General features: G+C 47.4%; 18 protein-coding genes. 1 reads left to right on the forward strand and 17 read right to left on the reverse strand.

Features of this window, described 5'->3' with window-relative positions:
• Window positions 1-474 precede the first annotated feature (474 nt).
• The 17 genes from der to KO512_RS17510 all read right to left on the reverse strand — a co-directional run bounded on the left by der (window position 475) and on the right by KO512_RS17510 (window position 15,093).
• A complete protein-coding gene (gene der / locus KO512_RS17430; RefSeq protein ID WP_215953603.1) occupies window positions 475-1,890 on the reverse strand; it encodes a ribosome biogenesis GTPase Der in 1,416 nt (471 codons plus the stop codon).
• A 92-nt stretch (window positions 1,891-1,982) separates the two neighbouring features.
• The gene (gene bamB / locus KO512_RS17435; protein WP_215953604.1) at window positions 1,983-3,134 is read right to left on the reverse strand and encodes an outer membrane protein assembly factor BamB; all 1,152 of its coding nucleotides are present in this window, start codon (window positions 3,132-3,134) and stop codon (window positions 1,983-1,985) included.
• Window positions 3,135-3,137: 3 nt separating this feature from the next.
• The gene (locus tag KO512_RS17440) at window positions 3,138-3,785 is read right to left on the reverse strand and encodes a YfgM family protein (protein WP_215953650.1); all 648 of its coding nucleotides are present in this window, start codon (window positions 3,783-3,785) and stop codon (window positions 3,138-3,140) included.
• A gap of 43 nt (window positions 3,786-3,828) precedes the next feature.
• On the reverse strand, window positions 3,829-5,067 hold the full coding sequence (hisS, locus tag KO512_RS17445) for a histidine--tRNA ligase (protein ID WP_289847262.1): 1,239 nt from the start codon (window positions 5,065-5,067) through the stop codon (window positions 3,829-3,831).
• Window positions 5,068-5,120: 53 nt separating this feature from the next.
• Window positions 5,121-6,086 carry a RodZ domain-containing protein gene (locus tag KO512_RS17450; RefSeq protein ID WP_215953606.1) on the reverse strand — a complete coding sequence of 322 codons (966 nt, stop codon included), beginning with the start codon at window positions 6,084-6,086 and terminating at the stop codon, window positions 5,121-5,123.
• Window positions 6,083-6,844 carry a type IV pilus biogenesis/stability protein PilW gene (gene pilW / locus KO512_RS17455; protein ID WP_215953607.1) on the reverse strand — a complete coding sequence of 254 codons (762 nt, stop codon included), beginning with the start codon at window positions 6,842-6,844 and terminating at the stop codon, window positions 6,083-6,085. The genes KO512_RS17450 and pilW overlap by 4 nt, the downstream gene beginning before the upstream one ends.
• A 41-nt stretch (window positions 6,845-6,885) precedes the next feature.
• On the reverse strand, window positions 6,886-8,019 hold the full coding sequence (gene rlmN, locus KO512_RS17460) for a 23S rRNA (adenine(2503)-C(2))-methyltransferase RlmN (RefSeq protein ID WP_215953608.1): 1,134 nt from the start codon (window positions 8,017-8,019) through the stop codon (window positions 6,886-6,888).
• A 57-nt stretch (window positions 8,020-8,076) separates the two neighbouring features.
• Entirely contained in the window at window positions 8,077-8,484 is a 408-nt protein-coding gene (gene ndk, locus KO512_RS17465) for a nucleoside-diphosphate kinase (RefSeq protein WP_215953609.1), read from the reverse strand.
• 167 nt (window positions 8,485-8,651) lie between these two features.
• Window positions 8,652-8,846 (reverse strand): Fe-S cluster assembly protein IscX, encoded by a 195-nt coding sequence (iscX, locus tag KO512_RS17470; RefSeq protein ID WP_215953610.1) that lies wholly within the window; start codon window positions 8,844-8,846, stop codon window positions 8,652-8,654.
• A gap of 32 nt (window positions 8,847-8,878) precedes the next feature.
• A complete protein-coding gene (fdx, locus tag KO512_RS17475; protein ID WP_215953611.1) occupies window positions 8,879-9,217 on the reverse strand; it encodes an ISC system 2Fe-2S type ferredoxin in 339 nt (112 codons plus the stop codon).
• A complete protein-coding gene (gene hscA / locus KO512_RS17480; RefSeq protein ID WP_215953612.1) occupies window positions 9,217-11,091 on the reverse strand; it encodes a Fe-S protein assembly chaperone HscA in 1,875 nt (624 codons plus the stop codon). Before hscA ends, fdx begins: the two co-directional genes overlap by 1 nt.
• 6 nt (window positions 11,092-11,097) lie before the next feature.
• Window positions 11,098-11,637, reverse strand: coding sequence for a Fe-S protein assembly co-chaperone HscB (gene hscB, locus KO512_RS17485; RefSeq protein ID WP_215953613.1), 540 nt, complete (start codon window positions 11,635-11,637; stop codon window positions 11,098-11,100).
• 55 nt (window positions 11,638-11,692) lie between these two features.
• A complete protein-coding gene (gene iscA / locus KO512_RS17490) occupies window positions 11,693-12,016 on the reverse strand; it encodes an iron-sulfur cluster assembly protein IscA (RefSeq protein ID WP_215953614.1) in 324 nt (107 codons plus the stop codon).
• A 36-nt stretch (window positions 12,017-12,052) separates the two neighbouring features.
• A complete protein-coding gene (gene iscU / locus KO512_RS17495; RefSeq protein ID WP_126157641.1) occupies window positions 12,053-12,439 on the reverse strand; it encodes a Fe-S cluster assembly scaffold IscU in 387 nt (128 codons plus the stop codon).
• 35 nt (window positions 12,440-12,474) lie between these two features.
• A complete protein-coding gene (locus KO512_RS17500; protein WP_215953615.1) occupies window positions 12,475-13,689 on the reverse strand; it encodes an IscS subfamily cysteine desulfurase in 1,215 nt (404 codons plus the stop codon).
• Between the two features lie 33 nt (window positions 13,690-13,722).
• The gene (gene iscR, locus KO512_RS17505) at window positions 13,723-14,208 is read right to left on the reverse strand and encodes a Fe-S cluster assembly transcriptional regulator IscR (RefSeq protein ID WP_215953616.1); all 486 of its coding nucleotides are present in this window, start codon (window positions 14,206-14,208) and stop codon (window positions 13,723-13,725) included.
• A 150-nt stretch (window positions 14,209-14,358) separates the two neighbouring features.
• Window positions 14,359-15,093 carry an RNA methyltransferase gene (locus KO512_RS17510; protein ID WP_215953617.1) on the reverse strand — a complete coding sequence of 245 codons (735 nt, stop codon included), beginning with the start codon at window positions 15,091-15,093 and terminating at the stop codon, window positions 14,359-14,361.
• A 129-nt stretch (window positions 15,094-15,222) separates the two neighbouring features.
• On the opposite strand from KO512_RS17510, the gene KO512_RS17515 reads away from it, so the two are divergent.
• Entirely contained in the window at window positions 15,223-16,035 is an 813-nt protein-coding gene (locus KO512_RS17515) for an inositol monophosphatase family protein (RefSeq protein WP_252735100.1), read from the forward strand.
• Window positions 16,036-16,097: the final 62 nt, after the last annotated feature.

Consider the following 16,097-nt stretch of genomic DNA (forward strand, 5'->3'; position numbering starts at 1 on the left):
ACTGTCTCAAGCGAGGTGCATATTTTACTCAACACCCGAATTAAGTCAACCATTTTATTTAAGAACTTTTAGCAAATTCTCAAACGAAGTCGGTGACTTTCTGTTCAACTTTCCGCTGTTAAAAGCCTGCGTTAAACGCCGCGCTTTCAATGGGTTAATCGAACAGCTCAACCTGTTTCAGTGACCGTTTCCGGCGGCTGTCTCAAGCGAGGAGGCGCATTCTACACCGCACAGCCAGTGAGTCAACAGAGGCAGCACGAAAAAGTGTCAATTTGATGAAAAGGATGCTTTTTTAAAGCAAAAACGACGAGCGCGCCGCTTACTGTTGCCTCAGGATCAAGAACCTAAAGCCCACCTATCCTAGAAGAAGCGCCTACTAAACGACAAAAACCGCCTGTCGGCGGTTTTTATCGGCTGCATACAGCGACAACTAGATAGACGCTATTTACAAGTGGGGCATACACATAACCAGGCTTACTTTTTTCTGCCTTTCTTTTTCTGCTTATCGTTATGTAGCTTCTGACGGAGCTTTTTCATGACTTGCCGCTTGCTTAGCTCATTCTTCTTATCTTTAAAGGGATTATCGCTACTCTTAAACTCAAATCTAAGTGGCGTTCCTTTAATACCAAGCACTTTGGTAAATTTATTTTCCAAGTAACGCTTATAGGAACCCGGCAATGAATTTGTCTGATTACCATGAATCACGATAATCGGCGGGTTAGACCCACCTTGGTGTGCATAACGCAACTTAATCCGATTACCATTCACCATCGGTGGCTGGTGATCAGCAACAATATCCTCTAATAGGCGCGTTAATTTATTGGTAGCCCACTTAGTCATCGCAAAGCCATAGGCTTCATCAACCGATACAAACAGATTACCAACACCGCTACCATGCAATGCAGAAATAAAGTGCATCCGCGCAAAAGAGACAAATTCAAGACGGCGACGCAGCTGTTCACGCACCTCCTCTTTTTCTTCGCCAGTCATGCCGTCCCATTTATTAATGGCGATAACCAGCGAACGTCCGGCATCAAGCACATATCCCAACAGGTGGAGATCTTGATCAGAAACGCCCTCGCGAGCATCAATCACTAGCACCACGACATTGGCATCATTGATCGCACGTAGTGTTTTAATAATTGAAAACTTTTCTACCGCTTCAGTCACATTTTTACGCCGACGAATACCTGCTGTATCGATCAGGGTATAAGGCTCGCCATCCCTTTCAAAAGGAATATAGATACTATCTCGCGTAGTACCGGCCTGATCAAAGACGACAACACGATCTTCACCGAGAATACGGTTAACCAAGGTTGATTTACCAACGTTAGGTCGGCCAATAATAGCTATTTTCTTTTGTCGTTGACGCTCTTCATCCTCGGCGGATTCATCGCGCAACGGAATTTCAGATAATACATATTCAACTAACTGAGTAACACCACGACCATGTGCTGCCGCTATCGGCAAAGGTTCTGACAAACCTAAACAGTAGAAATCAGACATGGCAATATCAGGATCAAGGCCGTCTGTTTTGTTTACAATGAGGTAGCTTTCTTTTTCTGATCGACGTAAATGGTCCGCAATCATTTCATCCGCAGGATTAAGCCCAGCTCGGCCATCCACCAAAAACAGGACAATATCCGCTTCCTCAATCGCGACCAGCGACTGCTCAGCCATTTTATAATCAATACCATCTTCATCACCGGAAATACCACCGGTGTCGATAACGATATAATCCCGATCACCTAAACGACCTTCACCATACTTCCGGTCACGAGTCAGACCAGAATAGTCAGCGACAAGCGCATCGCGACTTTTTGTCAGTCTGTTAAACAACGTTGACTTACCTACATTGGGTCGGCCAACAAGTGCAATTACCGGAAGCATATTTTTATTACCAATTTAAAAAACGTATTCGTCTAAAACAAAATAGCGGCTACCTGAGATATCAGATAACCGCCGAATCAAATAAGCTGTGGTTAGTTTAGTTGTAACGCAACAAGGCGCCCACCATTACTCAACACATAAAGAACGTCATCAACCGCGACCGTATCACCACGAAGACCATCAGAATCGACTTTATAACGAGCAACAAAATGCCCATCCACTTGGGACATAAAGTGCAGATAACCTTCATAGTCGCCCACGACAACCGTGGTACCTAGAACCGACGGGGAAGTAGTTTGACGATTTTCCAAAGCGGCCTGGCGCCATACACTCGCACTGCTACGCTGATCAAAGGCTTCGATAAAACCATTCGCCTGGCTAACATAAATATTACCAAAGCCTGCTGCCAAACTCTGATAGCTAGATGCTGTTTGCGACCATAAAATTTGCGCATCAGATGCACTTACCGCCACCAACTTGCCCTGATAACTAACAATGTAAACCACTCCATCAATGTAGAGAGGTCGCGCATCAATATCGATCAGTCGCTCAAGTTCCGTTTTACCTTCAGGTACAGTAACTCGACGCTCCCACAATTCAGCACCGGTATCGTTACGCACCGCAACCAACTTGCCATTCGCGAATCCAGCAATGGTGGCATTCGCGGCCACGATTGGCGAGCTTGTTCCACGAAGCGTTAAGCGTGGAATCTGACTATCATAAGTCCAAAGCCGCTCACCGGTACTGATATTCATCGCGACCAGCTTACCATTTTGAAGCTGCGCAACCGCCATCTCTGAATTCATCTGCACAGGGCTGAGCGTTTCACTGCTCATCTGCTGCCGCCACATCTCGACACCATCTTCTGCACTGAGCATAACCACTTCACCGCTCTCAGTGGTCACCGCAACATGATTTGGCCCGATACCAACACCACCCACTATCGGTGTATCCAGTTCTATACGCCAAAGCAAACTGCCATTATCGCGGTCAAATGCAAAGACATTCCCTTCGACATCAGTCGCATAAACAGCATTACCACTCACTGCTAAGCCCAACTTATTGAAAGCCTCACCTAAACCAGCGCCAACTGACTTACTCCAAAGCACATCAACATCTTTTTCCGCGTCAAAATCGACCAGTTCTGCCGGTTCAATTTCAACTTCTCCACCCCACCAACCACAGGCTGATATCGTCAGAGAACACATAACCAGTAGCAACGCACGGCATAATATTTGTTTCATCGGTTAGCTTCCTTTAACGGCCAGATTGTCTAACTTCAAATTAAGAAGCGGGCGCGCTCCTTCAGGAGCAGCAGCCACTGCCACCTGATAAGCATCTCGAGCCTTATCAATCTGTCCCAATTGAAGGTAAAGATCGCCTTTTAGCTCGGCCACACTCACACTGAAGCTAGCAGTGTTAAGATCATCCAGTAGCAAGACCGCTTTATCTACATCACCCATAGCAGCCATTACCCGAGCCTTACGCATCGTAGCAACCGTTTTCATTACCTCATCCGGTGATTGGGCTAAGACCCAATCAAGCTCACTCAGTGCGGATGAATAATTACCACTATCAACATATAAGCGGGCACTAAAGAGTGCACCGAAACGGGCATAAGCTGTATCACCAAACTCATCTTTTAAGGACTTAGCCAGATGTGTCGCAGTGGTGCGCTGATCTTCTGTCGCTTGCGGCGCGCTTGCCAACGCAACAGCCTGCACCAGATTTTGATAGACCACCGCCGCATTTTCAGCGGAAACCTGCTGATTATTCTGCCAACCTTTCCAGCCAAACACGGCGGCCAAGGCCAAAGCGATACCGAGTAATAGAGATCTACCGTTCTCTTTCCACCAACTCTTTAACGCTTCAACCTGCTCTTCTTCAGTGCGCATATCTGACACAGCTTGCTCCTAATCGCCTTTCACAATTTAATTATTATGCCTGTTGCTGTTGTTGCAGCAAGCCGCTCAAGTTGTTGACCTGAACATCGTAGGTTGGTTCAGAGTTATACCATAGGTTAGCCAGCAACGACTCGTTTTCTTCACGTACCAACACCACCCATGGGGCGCCGGTTTGTCGCGCTTTACTACTGATATTCTTAAGGCCGGAGCAATGTACACGGATTCTCATACCAGGCAATTCATTTCTCAATTGCTCAGCCAATACCATCAATGATTTTTGCAGACCTTTATGTTCCGCCGCCAAATAAAGATCAAACGGCTGTTTCACCTCATCAGGAATAACCGATAGTGTTTCCAGCAACAAAATAAGTCGCTCAACCCCCATCGCAAAACCCACCGCCGGTGTCGGCCGTCCGCCCAACTGTTTAACTAGACCGTCATAACGCCCGCCAGCACAAACAGTCCCCTGAGCGCCGAGTTTATCGGTGACCCACTCAAACACGGTTTTGCAGTAGTAATCGAGTCCACGCACCAACCGAGGGTTCAACTCATAGGCAATACCCGCCTGATCAAGCATTTCACACAGGTCAGAAAAATGCTCACGGGACTCATCATCGAGATAATCAGCCAACGAAGGTGCATCATCAAGCAATGCCTGCGTCTTAGCATCTTTGCTATCCAGTATCCGCAGTGGGTTACTACTCAAGCGACGCAGACTATCTTCGTCCAACTGATCTTTGTGCGCCGAGAGGTAAGCAACCAAAGCTTCCTTATACTCAGCTCGCGCTTCGTTGCTGCCTAATGAATTAAGCTGCAAGGTAACGGCATCAGCAATGCCTAACTGCTGCCAAAGACGCGCACTCAGCATAATCACTTCAGCGTCAATATCAGCGTTCACCATGCCAAAGGTTTCAATACCGATCTGATGAAACTGACGATAACGCCCCTTCTGAGGCTTCTCATAACGAAACATCGGCCCTTGATACCAGAGGCGCTGAGCTTGATTGAATAACAGGCCATGCTCTTCACCCGCCCGTACGCAGCTAGCCGTCCCCTCGGGTCTCAGCGTTAGGCTCTCGCCGTTACGGTCATCAAAGGTATACATCTCTTTCTCAACGATATCGGTCACTTCACCGATAGAACGTTTAAATAGATCTGTCTGTTCGACAATCGGCATACGGATCTCAGTATACCCATAGGTACCGAGTACCGACTTCACACTACTCTCAAGAAACTGCCAAACCGGTGTCTGGTCTGGCAGGATATCGTTCATTCCACGTATGGCATTAATCTTGGCCAATGTTCATTACCTGATCTGTTAAAACTTTATTCACTCTGTGGCAGCGTCAACCGCACCACACCTGAACGGCTATCACGATTAAACTCTATCGCTGAACCATTAAGAAATACATTACCCACGGCCTCTACTCGACCCAGCAATAACTTAAGCGGCGCCTCACCAGACACATTCAGCTCACTACCCTTAGGCTTAACGCGCATTTCAAGCACTTTGCCGGTGTGGTCTTCAACACTCACCCAACATTCATCCGTAAAGGTAATACGCAATGACACATCCGTTCCGGTCACCGGTTGCGACGGTTCCTCTTTTGGCTCTTCAATATTAGCTTGCGCTTCATTGATAGCCTCATCTGCCTCGACCGACTCTGCTTCGGCTGTATCAGCCGCTGCATCAGTTAGCAAATCACTATTATCATCGGCTGTTACCAAGTTTATCTCAGGCTGAACCTCTGCCAGATTATCGTTTCTATGCGTCAAGCCCGAAGGAACAATCAACGTACTACCATCAACAGACTCAACCTCAACCGATTCGGTTGCAGGAGAAAGCGATACCGCTGGATCAGTGCCCTGCTGTATTTTCCACCACCAAACAGTCGCGGCAATAATCGCCAAAACAAAGATCCAAGCGGACCACTTGATGACAGGATCGCCCAGTTTAGCTGTTGATTGCACCCCTGGCGTTGTACGGAACTGAGGAGCGCTGCCGGCACTTGCTCTACCGTAGAGATTATCAAACAGCGCTAGATAACGGTTAACATCTAGATTCAGTAATTTGCTATAAGACTGAACATAGCCTCGGGCAAATACCATACTGGGCAGCTCATCAAACGCTCCGCGCTCGAGAGAATCAATATATTTTTCCGACAGTTTTAACTCTCGGGCAACATCATTGACCGACAGTCCTTGCTGTTCCCTAGCGGCGGCAAATTCAGCAGCAGGAAATACCTGCCCATACTCTTCACCTTCATGATTCAGTAACTGCTCATTACTCACAGAGTAGACTCCTTATACTGCCGATACTCTTCTGAATCCGGATACATATTCTTTAGGATCAGACCATAGGTTGCAGCATCAACACTGCTATTTTTTAATCGAGATATTTGCACCCCGAGCCAGAGGCTCTGAGCACTATGTTGAACTCGTTTTTCATCCACCATCGTACTAAACTGATCGAAAAGATTGACCGCTTCTTCGAGATTGTTTTTCCGAAGCATCACATCCGTCAACTGCAACATCGCGAGAGGGCGCCCCGGCGTCAACGTGAGGCTGCGTTTAAACGCATGCTCAGCCGCATCTAAACGATCAATCAGCAGATAACACCGCCCTAAATTCTCAAATGCTTGACTGCGCTGATTATAAAAAGGGTCTTCTGTTGCACGGGCAAGTTCTTTACAGGCCTGCGGGTAACGCCCAAGACTGAACAGAAAGGCACCATAGTTGTTATGCATCATGGCGCTATCCGGCTCAACCTTAATCGCTTTTGTAAAATAACTTTCGGCTAGCGCTGTATCTTCTTCTAGCTGAAACACCATCGCCAAGCCGTTATAAGCCTGTGCTGAATCTGAATCGATTTCAATGGAGCGCTGAAACGCCAACTTGGCATTTGGGGTATCACCTCTGCGCAGATACTGCATCCCTAACGAATTATAAGCCTGAACGGCTTTGGGAATATCCTGTTCTGTCGTCGAGACGTCCTGTCCCGCGCAACCAGTAATCAATAGACTAATCAGTAATATCAGATAACCTTTCAATCTTATTCACTCCTGGCGAGATTTATATCACCTTTAATTGATTAACGAGGTGGTTCCTGCTGCACCCCACTGGCATCTTTTAGCGGTATATATTTTTCACTGCGTCGGGTACGGTCCATAACCTGGCCAACCAACTGCCCACATGCCGCATCGACATCATCACCTCGGGTTCTTCGTACCGTGGTGATAACACCCGCTTTGACCAACACCATCTTAAATGCCTGAATCGCATCTTCAGACGGACGACGATAGTCTGAATTAGGAAACGGATTAAATGGTATTAGGTTTAGCTTGCAGGGTAAACGCTTTAACAACTTAACTAGCTGTTTTGCTTGACTTGGATGGTCATTAATACCTGCAATCAAGGTATATTCAACTGTTATAACACGCTTATCTTTCAAACTCGCCATATAACGGTTACATGCATCAACCAATTCGGCAATCGGGTAACGTTTATTGATCGGCACGAGTTGATCACGCAACTCATCGGTGGGCGCATGCAAGGAGATCGCCAACGATACGTCAGTCACCTGACTCAGCTTATCAATTTGCGGCACAACACCGGCGGTGCTTAACGTAACACGCCGCTTCGATAACCCATAAGCATTATCGTCCATCATCAGATGAATACCATCGACAACATTGTCGAAGTTCATCAATGGCTCGCCCATCCCCATGAATACCACATTGGTCACCCGACGGTCACCGGAGGGATCAAAGGGTCCAAATGAGCGGATCGCAACCCTCACCTGACCAATAATTTCGGCGGCGCTGAGGTTACGATTAAAACCCTGCTTACCGGTCGAACAGAAGCTGCAGTCTAACGAACAGCCAATCTGTGATGAGATACACAGGGTCGCACGGCCATTATCGGGGATCAGTACCATCTCAACAGCGGAACCGCCATCTAGCTGAATGACCCACTTGCGAGTGCCATCTTTGGAAATATTCTGCACCAGTATGTCAGGCTCACGAATTTCGGAGACTTCACTTAGCTTTTGCCTAAGTGACTTACTGATGTTGGTCATTTCATCAAAGCTGCTGGCACCAAACTGATGAATCCATTTCAGCACCTGGGTCGACCGAAAAGGCTTTTCGCCGATACTCACAAAAAACTCTTCCAATTTTTTAGGAGAGTATCCGAGCAGGTTAATTTTACGGGTGGATTCAGTCATATTGACCTCAACGTTCATGAAATGACGGGCCGCCGAATAGCGGCCCGCAGGGACAACTTACTTACCGAAGAAGTAAGCGATCTCGCGTTCTGCAGAAGCAGGAGAATCAGAACCGTGCACCGCATTCGCATCAATAGATTGAGCGAAGTCACGACGGATAGTTCCTTCAGCCGCTTCTTGTGGGTTAGTCGCACCCATCAGTTCACGGTTCAACGCAATTGCGTTTTCGCCTTCAAGCACCTGAACAACAACAGGACCAGAAGTCATAAATTCAACCAGATCACCAAAGAAAGGACGCTCTTTGTGCTCTGCATAGAAACCTTCAGCTTCTTCACGAGTCAGTTGCTTAAGTTGCATTTCAACGATTTTCAGACCGTTAGACTCGAAACGAGAAACGATTTTACCAATAACGTTTTTTGCAACGGCATCAGGCTTAATGATAGAAAAAGTACGTTCGATAGCCATGTGCTATTAATCCTTTGTATAAAAGTTCAGGGCAGTTTGGCGGCCAGCAGACCAAAGTCGCAGGGATGCCAGAAAAATGAAACGCGCAATTATACGCTAACCAATGCTAACTGAACAGCATCAGTGCCCATGAAAAAACCCGCTAATGCGGGCTATTTGAATTTCATCTACTGACGCTCTTCAATCCAGGCCATCTGAATCCCTTCCAGCACTTTTTCACCGCACCGATCAGGATCATCTTCAAAACCTTCCAACGCCATAACCCATTCGTACAGGTCAGGGAAACTCACCGTCAGCGGGTCTGTTTCGGGATACTTTTCATCAAGGTCTATTGCGATATCGTAAACATCTACCCATTTCATAACTATCTCCGATCACGCCTATAACTTAATAATCAATGCCGTTCTGACACTTGGTTAATGGTATACCTAGGAATTTCAACCACTAGATCATCGTCGCCAACCAACGCCTGACAACTCAAACGAGATTCCGGCTCAAGCCCCCATGCTTTATCCAGCATATCGTCTTCAAGCTCATCTGATTCTTCCAACGTATCAAACCCCTCACGCACAATAACGTGACAAGTGGTACAGGCGCAGGACTTTTCACATGCGTGCTCAATCTCGATACCTTGGCGCAACGCAGCATCACAAATGGACTCGCCTACTTCGGCCTCAATCACTTTACCCTCTGGGCAAAGTTCATCATGGGGCAGAAAAATAATTTGCGGCATCAGGAATTCCCCTCAATCTCGTCAATACTATGCCCTTTAAGAGCGTTTTTAATGCTTTGATCCATCCGTCGCGCAGCAAAGAAATCGCTGGCCTGGGATAGCACCTTGACGCCCTGCTCAATCAAGCCCGCATCAGAGCCGTCACGTAACGTTTGCAGAATAGCCATCTGCTCACGCAGATGATCGAGCTCTTCAGCGGTAAGTAACGCTTGCCCATCGGCTTGCATCGCCTGTTCAAGTGACGATAACAACCGATCCGCCTCAACCTGCTGCTCACGTAGATTGCGCAGCACCATATCTTCTTCAGCAAAGCTATATGATGCTTTTAGCATATCAGCAATTTCATTATCATCCAGCCCATACGAAGGCTTCACCTGAATCTCACTTTCAACCCCGGTGGATAACTCTTTAGCAGACACTCCTAACAAACCATCGGCATCCACTTGGAATGTGACTCTAATTTTCGCTGCTCCAGCCGCCATTGGCGGAATACCACGGAGCACAAATTGAGCCAAAGAGCGACAATCTGATACCAGTTCTCGTTCACCCTGAACCACATGGATCATCATCGCGGTCTGACCATCTTGATAGGTGGTAAACTCTTGCGCCCGAGCCACTGGGATCGATGAATTACGGTGGATAACTTTTTCCGCCAACCCACCCATGGTTTCCAGGCCCAGCGACAGCGGCAATACATCCAGCAGCAGCATTTCACTATCAGGCTTATTACCAGCCAAGACATCCGCTTGAATGGCGGCACCTACCGCCACAACGCGATCGGGATCAATATCGATTCGAGGAGCACGCTGAAAAAACTGCTCAACCCGAGCACGCACTGCCGGAACCCGCGTACTACCACCGACCATGACAACATCTTGAACTTCATCAAGCTCGACACCCGCATCCCTTAAGGATCGACGACAAGCCCGAATGGTTTTACTAATCAGCGAATCAACCAGACTATCAAACAACTCACGGGAAACATCTAACGAGATTCTCTGTCCCGCATGATCAAGATCTACCGTCACCGACTCATGATCGGTCAGCTGCTCTTTAACCCAACGCGCTTTCTCCGTCAGATAACGGGATTCACCCGCCACAACCTCTTTACCGCCAAGCTGATCCAAAAACCACCCAGCTAACGCTAAATCAAAATCATCGCCACCTAGCGCACTATCGCCGCCGGTCGCCAAAACCTCGAATACACCTTTGTTGAGGCGCAAAATAGAGATATCGAAGGTACCGCCACCGAGATCATAAACAGCAATAACCCCTTCAGCCGCTTGATCTAAACCATAGGCAACCGCAGCCGCCGTTGGCTCATTGAGCAAGCGTAGCACTTTAATGCCCGCCAACTGTGCCGCATCTTTGGTTGCCTGACGCTGTGCATCATCAAAATAGGCCGGTACGGTAATAACCGCTCCCTCAAGCTCGCCTTCTAAGGTTGCGCGTGCTCGGGCCTTCAAAGTCTTTAAAATTTCCGCAGAGATCTCAACAGGGCTTTTATCCCCGGCGACCGTCTGCAAATACGGCATCCCCCCCTCGCGCTCGCTGAAACGGTAAACCGCTTCACCTTGCAAGCCTTTCAGATCGGTAATACCACGACCCATTAGTCGCTTTACTGACACTATCGTATTGAAAGGATCGACCGAGGCTTTTGCCAATGCTGCCTGGCCAACCACCACGCCCTGTTCCGTATAACGGACAACAGAGGGCAATAAGTGACTGCCGCCCTCATCAGATAATGTTGTTGATTCGCCACTGCGAACAGCCGCAACCAGTGAATTAGTCGTACCTAAATCAATGCCCACCGCCAGCTTACGCTTGTGAGGCTCAGGACTTTGTCCCGGTTCTGCAATCTGCAATAACGCCATATTTATTTATTCGTCGAAAAGTTGATCTTCCAAAACTTCAATCTCACGGCCCAGCTTATCAATAAACTGCATCTTTCTGACACAGACGGCTGCGGCTTCATGGGCTGAAGGCGTCGATTGTTGATAGTAACTATCAAACTGTTCACGCAGTGACTTCATCTCCTGCTCTACCGTCTGCCGGAGCCGCTCAATATCAGCGTCCGGATCCGATGCACTGGCGATATCCTCTAGCGACTCGCGCAACTCCATCTGCTGCATAAGAAACATGGGATCAAGCTGTACCTGAGATTCAGAGAAGGTATCAATCCCTTCTAATTTCAACAGATACTGAGCGCGCGACAAAGGATTTTTAAGCGTCGCGACCGCTTCATTGAGGTATGCCGTGTATTGAACAGAAAGTCTACGCTCTCTGTCGGACAGGTGAGAGAAACGATCCGGGTGCAGCGTCTTTTGCAACTCCCGGCTTCGTTCAGATAAAGCTTGCAGATCCAGCTGATACGTCACCGGCAGAGCTAAAAATTCGAAATAGTTCTGGGTAATATCCATCATATAACCAGCAGGTGAAAAAGAGTGGTTGTGAGCGACTTAAACCAATGATGCATCAAATATTAAAGCTTTCGCCACAACCACACTCATTTTTGACGTTAGGGTTATTAAACTTAAACCCTTCGTTAAGACCCTCTTTAACAAAGTCCAACTCGGTTCCGTCAAGATAGAGAAGACTCTTAGGATCAATCACAACTTTAACACCGTCCGATTCAAACACCTGATCTTCTTCCTGAATATCATCAACAAACTCCAGCACATAAGCCATGCCAGAGCAGCCCGACGTGCGAACCCCAAGACGAATACCAAACCCGTGGCCACGCCCCTTCAGATATTTGCCAATATGATCAGACGCAGCCGGTGTCATTGAAATTGCCATGAATCCGTTTACTCCATTGAGCCTAGGGCTCCGTTATTACTTCTTCGCCTGCTTCTCTTTATAGTCAGCAACAGCCGCTTTAATCGCATCCTCTGCCAATACAGAGCAGTGAATTTTAACCGGCGGCAACGCCAGCTCTTCAGCGATTGTCGTATTTTTAAGTTCCTGGGCCTGATCCAAGGTCATCCCTTTCACCCACTCGGTAACGAGTGAACTAGAGGCGATAGCCGAACCACAACCATAGGTCTTAAATTTGGCATCTTCGATAACGCCGTCGTCACTGACTTTAATCTGCAGACGCATCACGTCGCCACAAGCAGGTGCACCGACCATACCTGTACCGATGTTATCGTCTTGATCATTCATTTTGCCGACATTACGAGGATTCTCGTAATGATCGATAACCTGTTCACTATAAGCCATAACGACCTCCTAAAGCAGTATCCACCTAGTTAAGACTAGTGATGGACCCATTCAACTTTGCTTAAATCCACACCGTCTTTATACATATCCCACAAAGGCGATAATTCACGGAGCTTACCTACGGCTGTACGAATTTCAACGACAGCTCGATCTATATCTTCTTCTGTAGTAAAACGGCCGATTGAGAAACGAATAGAACTATGCGCCATCTCATCATTCAATCCTAACGCTCGCAGCACATAAGAAGGCTCTAAGCTTGCTGAAGTACAGGCAGACCCTGAAGATACCGCTAAATCTTTAAGCGACATCAACAGCGACTCACCCTCAACAAAGTTGAAGCTAACATTCATATTGCCAATATAACGCTGATCTCGAGAACCGTTCAGGTAGATCTCTTCCATATCGGAAAGACCATCCCAGAAACGTTTTTTCAAAGCGGTAATGCGTTCAATTTCCTCATGCATTTCGGCTTTAGCAATTGCTGCAGCCTCACCCATGCCGACGATTTGATGCGTTGCCAGCGTACCAGAGCGCATACCACGTTCGTGGCCACCACCGTGCATTTGAGCTTCCAGACGCACACGAGGCTTACGACGAACATAAAGCGCGCCCATACCTTTTGGTCCGTACATCTTATGCGCAGAAAGAGAGATCAGGTCGACCTTCATTGCTACAACATCGATATCAACCTTACCAGCACTCTGGGCCGCATCAACATGAAACAACACACCATTCGCACGGGTAATTTCACCGATCGCGGCGATGTCATTGATCACGCCAATTTCATTATTAACATGCATCAGAGAAACCAGAATCGTATCATCACGCAACGCTGCCGCCACCGCTTCAGGTTGAATAATACCGTCTTTGTCTGGATCTAAATAAGTAACTTCAAAACCTTCACGCTCTAATTGACGACAAGTATCCAGTACCGCCTTGTGTTCAATCTTAGAGGTAATAATGTGCTTGCCCTTCTTCTGATAGAAGTGCGCCACGCCTTTAATAGCCAGATTATCAGATTCAGTAGCACCGGAAGTCCAAACAATCTCTCGTGGATCTGCATTCAGCAAGTCAGCAACCTGACGACGCGCAGTTTCAACAGCCTCTTCAGCTTTCCAGCCATATAAATGAGAGCGAGATGCCGGGTTACCGAAATTACCGTCCATCGTGAGACACTCAATCATCTTCTCTGCAACCCGGGGATCTACAGGTGTTGTAGCGGAATAATCAAAGTAGATTGGTAATTTCATTGTCTATACTTCTCCAAAAACCTGAACCGTGTTTCAGGCCGTTACTTTTGCGGAAATGAGTGAATCTTCAAATGAGGATAAATGCTCTCGATCCTGTCGCTTAGCAACAGTACGTACATCACTTCTTTCCATCAGGTCAGCCAATGTTATCTGGCTTAAAAAATCATGGATCTGGCTACTCAGGTCGCACCATAAATGATGTGTCAGACAGATGCTACCGTCTTGACAACTTCCAGTATGACCACAGCCTGTTGCATCAACTGATTCATTCACTGCGTCAATAACCTGCGCAACGTTAATACCTTGCTGTTCCCGATTCAACTGGTAACCACCACCGGGCCCACGCACACTGCGAACCAATTCGTTGCGACGCAACTTTGCAAATAACTGTTCAAGATATGACAGGGAAATGCCCTGCCGCTCTGATATATCGGCCAGACTTACAGGCCCGTTGCCGGCATGGATTGCCAGATCAAGCATCGCTGTCACCGCATAGCGGCCTTTTGTTGTTAATCGCATTAGCAATCTCTCCGTCATTCTTCGCACGTCAACGAAGCTAACCACATTATGCAATAACCAACCATTTTGGTCAACTATAAAACCCAGTAAAACAGTCAACTATAGGCAGCAACCATTACATCAAGCACAAACCATCTACTTATCAATACGTTAGCGACGACATCCTTTCTGAATTGCCGTTAACATCCCACGCAGAATATTGACTTCTATTTTATCAGGCACCGCTCTTAATAGCAGCCGTTGCAACCTTGGCATCAGATTGCGAGGCTTCTCAGGATCAAGAAAGTCGATATCCGTTAGCGCCTCTTCAAAGTGATCGAACAACATTTCAAGCTCACGTCCCTCAGCAAGATCAACATCCCACTCCGTACCCCAGCGCGGCTTGGCATCGCTCACATCAACCTCTTTCGCCATGCGCATTTCATAGGTAATCACCTGAACTGCAGCAGCAAGATTTAACGAGCTAAACTGCTCATTAACGGGAATATGCACATGCTGATGACAACGCTGCAGCTCTTCATTAGTCAATCCACGATCTTCCCGCCCAAAGACAATAGCAACACGGGTTGTCACCGGCAGTGGCGACACAATTGCCGCGAGCTCTCGTGGATTCACCAAAGGCCAAGGAATAGTACGACTACGCGCACTGGTGCCCACCACTAAATGACAATCGGCCAACGCATCCTCAAGACTCTCCACCACCGTGGCATTTGTCAGTATATCGTCAGCACCCGCCGCACGAGCACTCGCATCTGCATGAGGGAAACGCCGCGGCTCAATCAGGCAAAGATCGGACAAGCCCATATTTTTCATCGCCCGAGCTACACCACCGATATTGCCAGGATGGGTTGTGTTAACCAGCACGATTCGGATATTTTCCAGCATCTTTAACCCGCCATTACAAAAAAGGCCCATATTTTAGCAGATATTTTGCAACTATTAATCATGGACTGTTCTTTATATGCCAACTGTTTTGTATAATGCGCGTTTTGGTTCCCTTACTGGTATTTACAGATGCAACCGATGGTTAATATCGCCCTGCGCGGAGCGCGCGTCGCAGGTGAACAAATCTCCCGTTCTATTGAACGACTTGATTTGATCAAATCAGAACAATCAAGTGTTATCGAATATATCGAAGACACCTGCAAACAAGCTGAACGCACTATCGTTAATACGATCTATAAGGCGTATCCCGATCATCAGATCAACTGTGAATATACCGGCACACACAAACCTGAAGATAGAGTTTGTGATGTTATATGGTCAGTTAATCCGATTGACAGCATTTCTAACTTTTCTAACGCGTTGCCAGTCTTTGCCCTAAGCATTGCCTGTCATCAACGAGGAAAACTGGAACACGCTATCATCCTCAACCCTATTACGGGTGAAGAGTTTACCGCTAGCCGTGGCAGAGGCGTGCAACTGAACGGCAAACGTCTGCGCGTCAGCAATCGCAAGCTGCTAGATAACGCCCTGATTGGCAGCGGCTTCTTTGGCCGCAGCAGCGACAAAGCCCATCTCGATAGCTTCCAGCAGATTTTCAAAAATATATCGCTGGAAAATGGCCGCATACACAGCGGTGGGTCACCCGCACTGAATCTTGCTTATACAGCTGCTGGACGGCTGGATGGTTTCTTTCAAATTGGTTTGAAACAATCAGAGATGGAAGCAGGCACACTCATGATCCAAGAAGCGGGCGGTTTACTGTCCGACTTCACCGGTAACAATAACTACATGAGTTCCGGCAACCTAGTGGCAGGCAACCCTAAAATACTTAAGGCATTGTTACAGGCTATCCATCCTGCATTAAACGATGAGCTCAAGTAATTACATAACATACGTCTAATGTTAAAAAACCGAGCCTCGCTCGGTTTTTTTTGATGCACAAG

Origin of the sequence: Amphritea atlantica, assembly GCF_018860855.1 — a bacterium.
Classification (GTDB): domain Bacteria; phylum Pseudomonadota; class Gammaproteobacteria; order Pseudomonadales; family Balneatricaceae; genus Amphritea; species Amphritea atlantica_A.